11 protein-coding genes are annotated in these 10,055 nt (G+C 47.0%); 1 reads left to right on the forward strand and 10 read right to left on the reverse strand.

Annotation, left to right across the window (positions count from 1 at the left end):
* Positions 1 to 171: 171 nt before the first annotated feature.
* On the forward strand, positions 172 to 1,110 hold the full coding sequence (locus tag AWB54_RS14600; protein WP_061215336.1) for an SPFH domain-containing protein: 939 nt from the start codon (positions 172 to 174) through the stop codon (positions 1,108 to 1,110).
* Positions 1,111 to 1,140: 30 nt separating this feature from the next.
* Here AWB54_RS14600 and AWB54_RS14605 read toward each other — a convergent pair whose 3' ends face one another.
* The 10 genes from AWB54_RS14605 to AWB54_RS14650 form a co-directional block, all read right to left on the reverse strand.
* Positions 1,141 to 1,725, reverse strand: coding sequence for a 5-formyltetrahydrofolate cyclo-ligase (locus tag AWB54_RS14605; protein WP_061215337.1), 585 nt, complete (start codon positions 1,723 to 1,725; stop codon positions 1,141 to 1,143).
* A gap of 78 nt (positions 1,726 to 1,803) precedes the next feature.
* Positions 1,804 to 2,565, reverse strand: coding sequence for a prolipoprotein diacylglyceryl transferase (gene lgt, locus AWB54_RS14610; RefSeq protein ID WP_061215338.1), 762 nt, complete (start codon positions 2,563 to 2,565; stop codon positions 1,804 to 1,806).
* A 159-nt stretch (positions 2,566 to 2,724) separates the two neighbouring features.
* A complete protein-coding gene (gene tsaD, locus AWB54_RS14615) occupies positions 2,725 to 3,735 on the reverse strand; it encodes a tRNA (adenosine(37)-N6)-threonylcarbamoyltransferase complex transferase subunit TsaD (RefSeq protein WP_235811204.1) in 1,011 nt (336 codons plus the stop codon).
* Between the two features lie 97 nt (positions 3,736 to 3,832).
* Complete coding sequence (gene rimI / locus AWB54_RS14620; protein ID WP_061215340.1) at positions 3,833 to 4,285, reverse strand: ribosomal protein S18-alanine N-acetyltransferase; 453 nt, start codon at positions 4,283 to 4,285, stop codon at positions 3,833 to 3,835.
* A 39-nt stretch (positions 4,286 to 4,324) separates the two neighbouring features.
* Positions 4,325 to 5,041: a tRNA (adenosine(37)-N6)-threonylcarbamoyltransferase complex dimerization subunit type 1 TsaB gene (gene tsaB, locus AWB54_RS14625; RefSeq protein WP_061215341.1), complete on the reverse strand. Its 717-nt coding sequence runs from the start codon at positions 5,039 to 5,041 to the stop codon at positions 4,325 to 4,327.
* On the reverse strand, positions 5,022 to 5,498 hold the full coding sequence (tsaE, locus tag AWB54_RS14630) for a tRNA (adenosine(37)-N6)-threonylcarbamoyltransferase complex ATPase subunit type 1 TsaE (protein ID WP_061215342.1): 477 nt from the start codon (positions 5,496 to 5,498) through the stop codon (positions 5,022 to 5,024). Before tsaE ends, tsaB begins: the two co-directional genes overlap by 20 nt.
* Positions 5,499 to 5,597: 99 nt before the next feature.
* Positions 5,598 to 6,287, reverse strand: coding sequence for a uracil-DNA glycosylase (locus AWB54_RS14635; protein ID WP_153014759.1), 690 nt, complete (start codon positions 6,285 to 6,287; stop codon positions 5,598 to 5,600).
* Positions 6,288 to 6,547: 260 nt separating this feature from the next.
* Positions 6,548 to 7,903 (reverse strand): glycosyl hydrolase family 18 protein, encoded by a 1,356-nt coding sequence (locus tag AWB54_RS14640; protein ID WP_061215343.1) that lies wholly within the window; start codon positions 7,901 to 7,903, stop codon positions 6,548 to 6,550.
* Positions 7,904 to 8,284: 381 nt separating this feature from the next.
* Positions 8,285 to 8,476 carry a hypothetical protein gene (locus tag AWB54_RS14645; RefSeq protein ID WP_041427515.1) on the reverse strand — a complete coding sequence of 64 codons (192 nt, stop codon included), beginning with the start codon at positions 8,474 to 8,476 and terminating at the stop codon, positions 8,285 to 8,287.
* Positions 8,469 to 9,614: an amidohydrolase gene (locus AWB54_RS14650; RefSeq protein ID WP_061215344.1), complete on the reverse strand. Its 1,146-nt coding sequence runs from the start codon at positions 9,612 to 9,614 to the stop codon at positions 8,469 to 8,471. Before AWB54_RS14650 ends, AWB54_RS14645 begins: the two co-directional genes overlap by 8 nt.
* Between the last annotated feature and the right edge of the window lie 441 nt (positions 9,615 to 10,055).

Raw genomic sequence — 10,055 nt, forward strand, 5'->3', positions numbered from 1 at the left:
CCAGGATGGGAGATCAGCGCGGCACCCCTTGAGCCACGAGACAAGCCGCAGGTGTTGCCCATGCGAAGACTGCGAGCGGTATATTTATGCAAGCTAATGCATATTTATAACTTTTTGCAGTGACATCACTTTTGCATTGACCTCAAGTATATTTAAGAAGGAGTGACGATAATGGATCTGGTATTAGGATTGTTTGTCAATTTCATACTGGTAATCTTTGTTATTATGCTGGCCTTCTCCTCAATCAAGATTATTAAACAGGCTACCGTGGGCATAGTGGAAAGGCTGGGCAAATACCATAAGAGTGCTGAACAAGGTATCAATGTAATTATTCCCTTTATTGACCGTTTCCGGGCCATAGTAGACCTGCGTGAACAGGTGGTGGATTTTCCGCCCCAACCGGTTATAACCAAGGATAATGTCACCATGATGATTGATACTGTAGTCTATTACCAGGTTACTGACGCCTTTAAATACACTTACGAGATTGCCCGCCCCATCCTGGCTATTGAGAACCTGACCGCCACCACCTTGAGGAATATCGTGGGCGACCTGGAATTGGATGAGACTCTTACCTCCCGTGACCTGGTCAACACCAAATTGCGGACCATACTGGATGAAGCTACAGATAAATGGGGTATCAAGGTCAACCGGGTGGAGCTGAAAAATATTCTACCTCCACAGGATATTCAGACAGCCATGGAAAAACAGATGCGGGCCGAAAGAGAAAAAAGAGAAGCCATCTTAAGGGCCGAAGGACAAAAAACCGCTGCTATACTGGAAGCAGAAGGGCAGAAACAAGCGGCGATTCTTAACGCGGAAGCCACCCGGGAAGCAGCCATCAAAGAAGCAGAAGGAATGAGACAAGCCCAGATATTGCGGGCCGAAGGCGAAGCCCAGGCTATCTTAAATGTGCAAAAGGCGGTTGCCGACAGCCTGGTGATGATTAAGGAGGCCGGAGCCGATAACAAGGTGCTGGCTATTAAATCCCTGGAAGCCTTGAAGGAAATCGGTAACGGGCAGTCTACCAAGCTGATTATCCCCAGTGACCTGGCCGGCCTGGGAGGAGTATTTGCTGCTCTGAAAGAAGCAGTGGAGAGTAAGGAGTAAAGAGTTAGGGGTGCATCGCGTGCCGGCTGCTTAGAAGAACTCCCAGTTGATTGCCAGTTCTGATTTTTCCGTCACTATCCAGTGTACCGGTATGTCCAGGGAATCAGGGAAGCTGTCATCAATTATCTGGAATTCGTAGCAAACACCGCAAAGGAAAACCCTTTTCTCCATCCCAGCCAGAAAGCGGTCATAGTACCCTTTTCCATAACCCAGGCGATACCCCCGGGCATCAAATACCAGTCCCGGTACCAGGATTGCATCAATCTCTGCTGCCGGGACTGCTGGCCCCAGCGGTTCTCTAATCCCGAAAGGCCCGCCAGCGGTTTGTTCCCACCCTCGAAACTCAACCGCAACCATTTCTGCGGCACTCTCTACCCGAGGTAGAAAAATCCTTTTTCCTTGACCCCGCTGCTGCTCCAGGATGGGACGTAAGTCCACTTCATTTTTTACTGAGGCAAAGCCCATAATATTTTTCGCCCGGCGCAGGGGTTCCAGCTCTTCCAGGCGATGGCCTATACGCCGGCTGAGTTCCCCTGCTTCAGATGCTGCCATAGCACTTCTGGCCTCTAACATCTGCTTTCTTAATGATTGTCTTACAAGCCACCTGTCTTCCATGGTTTCCTCCCCATTTATTCTATTTTAAACATAGATGGTTTTTTAGCTGTGTCCCCAGTGTCAGGCTTTCCTTCCCAGTTATTCTTCTTTGACCTTGCGGTGTTTTCTAAATTGCAGGTAATATAAAACTGCCGCCAGGGCAAAAAGAATCAGGCTATAGGTCTGGCTGGTGGAAAAAGGACCGTACATTACCAGGTTGGCCCGGAAAAATTCCAAAATGAAACGGTAAAGCGAGTAGAGCAATAGATAAAAGAGAAAAACCTGCCCGGGAAACTTTTTACGGGGGTAAAACCAGATTAGAAAAAGAAAAATAAGCATATTTATCCCGGAGCTGTAGAGCTGAGTAGGATGACGGGGTAGATGGTCCACCAGGGGGAAAACCACTCCGGGGACTGAAGTACAAACCTTGCCATAACAGCAACCAGCCAGGAAACAGCCGATTCTTACTATAGCATAACCCAGGGCGGCAAAAGGAGAAAATATATCTGCCAGTTTCCAAAAAGGAAGCCGCTTTTTCCAGACATAAATCACCAGTCCCAAAAAACCTCCGAACAAAGCACCATACCATACCAATCCGGCGAAGCCATTGGGACCGGGGAGGAAAATTAACAGCGGTTTAAGAAAAAGCTCCCTTTCATAGATAAAAACATATAAGAGGCGAGCTCCCAGCAATCCAGCAAGAACCATGACTAAAACCAGGTCGAGAACCATTTCTTCATCCCAGCCCTCTTTTCTCATCAAAGCCCGAGCTCCAATTATGGCCACAATCACCGCCACTGCCAGCATAAATCCCCAGGAATAGACAGCTACTGGACCAATTTTTATCAATACCGGGTACAAGCTTCCCCCTCCTTACTTTTCTATTTATCCACAAGGAGATAATATTCTAGATTCGGGATATCATTCTACTCATAGGACAAATACTAAATAAGCTTAATGTCAACGAACTGCGGAATATGAATTATCAACAGACTTATCCACATTATCCACAGGCATTTTTCACAGGGACAATAGGCTGGGATAGGCATTTAATGAAAGAGGTGCAAAACTCCTATTTCCATAGTGATAATGGGCATTGGCGGCAATCATGGCAGCATTATCAGTACAGAGGTTCAGGGAAGGATAGAAGAGCTTCAAGCCAGCTTCGTTAGTTTTCTTCAACATCAAATTCCGCAATTCCTGGTTAGCGGCGACACCACCTGCCATCATAATCGTTCTGACCTGATACCTCGCTGCTGCCTTGATGCTCTTTTCCACCAGGACTTCAACCAATGCCGCCTGGAATTCAGCGGCCATATCATAGACATTGGCCTGGCCCCTGCGCTGTAATTTGTTCCACTGGTTCATAGCGGCGGTCTTGAGGCCGCTAAAGCTGAACTCGAAATCATTTCTATCCAGAAAAACCCGGGGTAACTGTAACTGGCCGGCTTTTCCTTTGGTGGCTGCTTCCTGTATAGCCGGTCCGCCGGGATAACCCAAACCTAAAAAACGAGCCACCTTGTCAAAAGCCTCCCCAGCTGCATCATCACGGGTCTCTCCCAGCACTTCCATCTTATTCTGATTGCTCATCAATAGGAGACTGCTGTGGCCCCCGGAGACTACCAAACATATAGCCGGGAATTCAATATCCTTATGTTCCAGGAAGTTGGCATAAATGTGCCCATGCAAGTGGTTTACCGCAATCAGCGGTTTCTCCAGCGCATAAGCAAAAGCTTTGGCAAAGGATACTCCCACCAGCAGAGCTCCGACCAGTCCTGGTCTATTGGTTACAGCTACCGCATCAATAGCGGAATAAGCCAGCTGGGCTTCGGAAAATGCTCTGTGCACTACCCCGGCAATATTTTCGATATGCTTGCGGGAAGCAACTTCCGGAACCACCCCGCCAAACTGTTGATGTATATCAATCTGGGAATTGACTATATTGGACAGGATTTCCCCACCGTTGCGCACTATAGCCGCCGCCGTTTCATCGCACGAGGTTTCAATCCCCAGTATTAGACTTTCCCGCACTAAAACCACCTCTTCTCTAACTAATCCCCCATGGCGGGGTCCACAACCACCGATGAAATGCGAATTATAACTAACCCCCCATGGCCAGGGTACTTGCTTAAAACAAATACTTGGTCATAAGTAAAGCATCTTCCAAATTATCGGAATAGTATTCCCGGCGCAGGCCGGTCTGAATATAGCCCAATTTCCTGTACATGGTTAAGGCGGCCAGGTTGGAAGGTCTTACTTCCAGCATAATAGAAGCCGCTTTTTTATTGCGCGCCTCTTGCTCCAGTCTCTCCATCAGGGCCCGGCCCATACCCTGCTGGCGAAAGCGCCTGTCTACTGCTACATTGGTAATATGCGCTTCCTCAAATACCACCCAAATACCAGCATAGGCTGCTACTTCACCCCGGACATCGCAAACCAGATAGCTGGCATACTCGTTATCAAATTCCTTGAGGTAAGAATCTCGTGACCAGGGCAGGGTAAAAGATTTATTTTCGATTATCATCACCCGGTCAATATCTTTAATGGTCATTTTTCTTATAAGAAAACGGGTATTCAGCATGTCATTGAGCTCCCGAAACAGAGTATTAGTTTATGTATTTCATTGGGCTCCCTTTCCCAAACGGTATTCAGCTTCAGACAACCTGATATAATGGGGGCGCAGACTGAAAAGGTTATCCCATTCCCCGGCCTCCAGCTTCAATATAGCCAGGCTGGCTATGGAGGCAGCCCGGGGATACATCAGGTGCGGTGCTGCCACCAATAGTTTCTCCCCCAGGGTCTTTTGAAAATATTCTTCATAAGGGTAATAAGCATCCCCCAGGAGTAGAATTTTTTCCCGGCCAAATTTATGGGCTAAATGCAGAGCTTGTTCAACAAATTCAACCGGTGAACAGGCGGACATTTCTACCAGTCTCCGCGGCAGGGCTGCGGAAACATCATAGAAACAAGTATAAACCTCCTGTTTCCTGGCATCAAGCAGAGGACAAACCAGGTCCTGGCTCCGCAACACATTATAAGCCAGGGCATCGAGGGTGGCAACTGTTACTAAAGGCTTGCCACTGGCCAGGCAGAGTCCTTTGGCGGTAGCCATGCCTATGCGCAAGCCGGTGAAAGAGCCCGGTCCGGCGCTAATGGCTACCGCCGCCAGGTCGTCAATACTACATTCACATTCTCTTAAAACCCGATCAATCATGGGCATCAAGGTTTGAGAATGGGTCTTTTTATAATTGCTGAATTCTTCTTTTAAAAGTTTATTGCCATCCAGCAGTGCTACCCCGGCCACCGGTGTGGCACTATCAATAGCCAGTATCAACAAAAGCCTTCAACTCCTCCAACTTATGCTGGTATTTTTCTCCCTGGGCGCAAATCTCCACAACTCTTTCCCGCTCATAGTCATCATCGCACAACTTAATGTCTATAAACATGGCTTCCCGGGGAAATTGCCCCTCCCCGGCCTCCGGCCATTCAATCAGGGATATGCCGTCCCCCTCCAGGTATTCTTCCCATCCCAAATCATTCAGATCGCAGTTTCCCAAGCGATAGAGATCAAAGTGATAGATTTCGATAGTAGCCGGATAGATATTTAGCAGGGTAAAGCTAGGACTGTTCACCCGCCCGTTGAAACCCAGGCCACGGGAAATTCCTCTTACCAGTGTAGTCTTACCCGCACCTAAAACCCCGCGCAAATAGACAATATCTCCCTTTTCCAGAACCCGGGCGAGATTATAGCCTAACTTCCGCATCTCATCATCACTTTTTACGCTAATATGCAAAAAAGTTTCACCTCATTGTCTTCCCGTTTGGGAAGCGTTGTCGTTATTGTGGCAGCGGCTATGGGGATAAGTAATAGGAACCCTACCGCTAACGGGGCCCTATTTCACCTTGTTATACTCATCTCTAATCATTTGAAAGTCCTGCCAGGCCGGTCTTTTATAAGACGGATTGCGCAGCAGGGCTGCGGGGTGGTAAGTAGCCATAATCTTAACCCCCTGCCGGTTGAACCATTTGCCCCGGATCTTGGAGACACTCGCTTTCGGGTCAATGATTACCTGACTGGCCATGGCTCCCAGACAAACGATAATAGCCGGCTGCATTATCCTTATCTGCGCCTCCAGGTAATTCCGGCATTCCCTCACTTCATCAGGATTGGGCAGGCGATTACCGGGTGGGCGGCATTTAACCACATTACTAATATAAACCTGGGAACGCGGGATTTCCGCCGCCACCAGTATTTTATCCAGCAATTGCCCGGCTTTTCCCACAAAAGGACGCCCCTGTTCGTCTTCATCCTTCCCCGGTCCTTCTCCGATAAACATTATTCTGCTCTTTACATCCCCATCACTGAATACGACCTGCCGGCAACCACTACGCAAGCGGCAGTTGTTGCAATTACGCGCCAGTTCCTCCAGCGGAGCGGCCTCCTTAATTCCGGGAAATGCTTCTTCTACTTTAATCCCCGGCAAGAATGGGGAGTGGATTTCTTTAGCAGCAACCTGCTTCTCTTGGCGATATAATTCCTCACCCGGCAATAGCTCAAATAAACTTGGCTGTTCAGAACTCATTCTTTCCCCTCCCGTACCTTTTTAGTCTATCTATATAACGATTTTCCAACTTGGCGATACTCTCCATCATAATCTCCAGGCGAGTTAGTAGGTGCTTGAACAGTAAGATATTGCAGGAGAGAACCTTAACCCTTCACCCTTCTTATTATGATTAATATTATCATTTCCTGCTAACTCCGGGTGAAAAATGTAGGAAACCGGTAGGAAAACTATCCCACCGGCTCTTTAAGATCATCACCCTATCAATATTCTCTATACTATTACTTTCCCCGCCATCCCTCCAGCAGCCGGTATAGATCCGTAAAACCATTGCCTATTCTCCAGAAAGAAACTCCTCCCAGTCGATTTTCCTGAACCAGATTGAGTTTTTCTCTCAGACTGGCTTCGTTTTCCAACCAAATTTCATGATACTTTCCCTCTTCGTCATAATAGCTGTAGCGGGGGCTCATACTCTGGTAATTAAAATCTTTTTGCAACCCGTATTTCGCTTCCAATGCTTCCAGCTTTGGCGCTGTAATCGTAACCGCATTCTTACCTGCGCCCCAGTCGTATCCATAGGTTGGCAAACCCAGTAGAATTTTGTCTTGAGGAATCACGCTTCGCATATAACTGCAAACATCTCTCACCCACCAGAAGGGGGCCACCGGTCCCGGTGCCGTTGTACTATAACTATAGTCATAAGCCATTACTACGACTGAATCTGCGATTTGTCCAATCTTTTTATACTCATAGCCAACCGGCCATTTTTCCTTGCCGGTACGGGCAAATACAGCCACCGAAAGCTCTTTATCCGTTCCCAAAGAGGTCTTCAACTCCTGGAGAAACAAGGTCAAATTCCCGGCATCACCTGCATCCAGTAATTCGAAGTCAATATTCACTCCATCATAATGGTCTTTTTTTACTACATCCAGTAGATTGGCGATCAACCGAGCACGGTTTTCCGGATTGCTCAACAACTGATGCAAAGCATCCTTCCCCATAAGAACAACACTGGCATGGGTTTTTACCCCTTTGCTCCGCGCTAAATCCAAGGCTTCAGCAAAGCGATCCTGATATTCATAAAACACTTCTCCCCGCCCGTTGGTTTCAAACCAGCGGAAAGCTACATCAGAGAATAAGTCAATATTCTCCTGGTACTCCGTGAAGGAACGGTAATAGTAAGCAAAAACCCGGGGTTGGTACTTAAAATTGATTAGCACTTCGCTATTCTTAGCATCCCAGCCTACCATTGCTCCTAGGTTCTCGCTCAGGAAGCGCAGGGGGATAAAGGTTCGATCGGACGATATATACGGCGGAGAGTCCAAGAAGCGTTTTTCCCCATCAACCCAGGCTTCATTGCTGCCGATAAACATTTCTATATATTTACCCGAGCAATTCATCGCTACCTTGTGCAAGGAGGCATCCCAGAACACCTCTCCTTTCAGGGCTTCATCTTCCATTACAAAACGAATTGGTACCATGGTCCGGTTGTTGACTATTTGGGCTCCCGGGCTAAAACTGCGCAGCTCGCCATTGATTCTTATTGCGGGGCTGGAGGCCATTGTAAGCGTGGGAAAGGCCGGGAGATATGTAAAAGCCAACAGCATCACGAATAATATGTACTTATCGAATCTCAATTTTAACACCTCATTAAATTAAACTATTAAAGCTACTTTCACCTCCGTATCTTAGTAAGAAAATAAACTCTTTAATCTATAGTAATTACCTATAATACCAGTATTTTCATCAGTGGTTGTGGCCCTCGGCCATGGGTGGTTAGTAAGAAAAGTGAGGAGTGAGGGGTCATTTCTTTCCCAACCTCATCTTGCCGCTTAAACACCCTCAGGAACTCAATATTAGTCTCTATCCTGCCCACAGTTGGATTGTTAATGTCGAGTATCGGGTGAGAGGTATATTTATACAAACAAAATAATATTTATTACTATTTACAATGATATCAATATTCTGCTCGAAGCCGGTAAAATCCTGGTGGAAAATAGATGTAAAAAACCTGGGGCTTAATGAAGCTGCTTAAGACGTGGAAAAAGGGCCTGCAGATCGCCCAGAGGCAGATATACCATATTATCCTGGTTTACAACGGCAAGGATAACCATATCCTCACCGCTATATTCTTCGCTATAAAAGCCCAGGACACATACGGTCATCATTACTCCGTTAAGATAAACCGTAAACAAATCACCTTTATTCACGCCTATTCCCCCATATTTTGCCATCAACCATGGCTAAAACAACCCGGGAGCGAAAATCAAACGGATGTCCATCAAAGATTACCAGGTCGGCCCGTTTACCCTGCCGGACACTGCCCAACTCGTCTTCTACCCCCAGCAAGCGCGCCGGGGAAGTGGTTATGGCCTGTAGAGCCATATCTTCATCCAGTCCTTCCCGTACAGCCAGAGCTGCACAAACTCGCAAGTGCTCCACTGGAATCACCGGGTGATCGGTGATAAAAGCGAAATTTACCCCGGCCTGAGCCAGGGCCGAAGCTGTTTTAAATGATACTTCCTTCATTTCCACCTTGGCCCGGTTTACCAGCAAAGGCCCCAAAAATACGGCTACATTCCTCTTCCGCAGTTCATCCGCAATTAAAAAGGCTTCGGTTCCATGCTGGATTATGAGATTAAGGTCAAATTCATCCCTGATACGCAGGGCGGTTAAGATATCGTCCGCCCGGTGGGCATGCAGCAGAAGCGGCATTTCCTTCTTCAGCACTCTAAGCAGGGCTCCTTGTTTGAACTCTTCCCGGGCTTTCCGCTCAACTTTTGTCATTTCCTTAGAGGCCACATACAAGGCTTCCCGTAATAAAGAAGCATTGGCCATCCGGGTTAGCGGTGTTTTCTTCTGCTCGCCGTAAACCCGCTTGGGATTCTCCCCCAGAGCAGCCTTCAGTCCCCAGGGGTTTTTATATATCATTTCCCCCGGAGAGCCCGCCAAATGTTTTAAAAATACCGCCTGACCCCCAATAATATTGGCACTCCCCGGCATAGACAGCGAGCGGGTAACCCCGCCCCGCAGGGCATCGCTGAAAGCCAAATCATGGAAGTTAATTCCGTCAGCTGCCTGTAAATAGGGAGTAATTGGGTCACTGCTCTCGTTGACATCGTCACCCTCGCTCTGGTATATTTCCTCCTCCAGTCCAATATGGCTATGAGCATCAATAAAACCAGGCAAGATATATTTCCCCTTGGCATCGATTACCTGGCAGTCGGAAGGGAGACCCTCATTTTCCCCTACCGACTTGATAAATTCTCCCTCAACTAATATAACCCCGTTTTCTATGCTTCCTGCTTCATCCATGGTTAATATCTTTCCACCAGTAATTGCGATCAATTAACAATACCCCTTCCACCGTATATTATCCTATGAATATTAAAACTCAACTGTTCAAAGCTTCCGATAGTATAATCTACCTGTTATTTTGGCCTATATACGGCCTCAAAGAGTTACATTATTGTGAAAATAGATAGGCGAGGCTTGTTGTTGATGTGATGTTGTTTGTTCCACTTCGTGGATTAACCTTCAAGTCCTCAAAGCACTTATTTAACAATCTCTTAGTTTTATAATCACTCTTTTATAATATTTTACTGAACCCTGATTAAAACAACCTTATATATTTTCTTTCACTTCATCATAATTCAATTAACTGGGTAATATTTTGCGATAGAGCCACACGTGTGACGAAATAGAGCCACCATGAGCATCAAATAGAGCCACCTTGGTCATGATGAGAGCCACCTCCGATATAATGATGGAATGCACTACACAGTGCTA

The organism is Syntrophomonas wolfei subsp. methylbutyratica (genome assembly GCF_001570625.1).
In the GTDB taxonomy this organism is placed as follows: Bacteria; Bacillota; Syntrophomonadia; order Syntrophomonadales; family Syntrophomonadaceae; genus Syntrophomonas; species Syntrophomonas methylbutyratica.

Coding starts and splice junctions, on each gene's coding strand:
- AWB54_RS14600 (WP_061215336.1), top strand. CDS start 172: ATGGATCTGGTATTAGGATTGTTTGTCAATTTCATACTGGTAATCTTT.
- AWB54_RS14605 (WP_061215337.1), bottom strand. CDS start 1,725: ATGGAAGACAGGTGGCTTGTAAGACAATCATTAAGAAAGCAGATGTTA.
- rimI (WP_061215340.1), bottom strand. CDS start 4,285: ATGCTGAATACCCGTTTTCTTATAAGAAAAATGACCATTAAAGATATT.
- AWB54_RS14635 (WP_153014759.1), bottom strand. CDS start 6,287: ATGAGTTCTGAACAGCCAAGTTTATTTGAGCTATTGCCGGGTGAGGAA.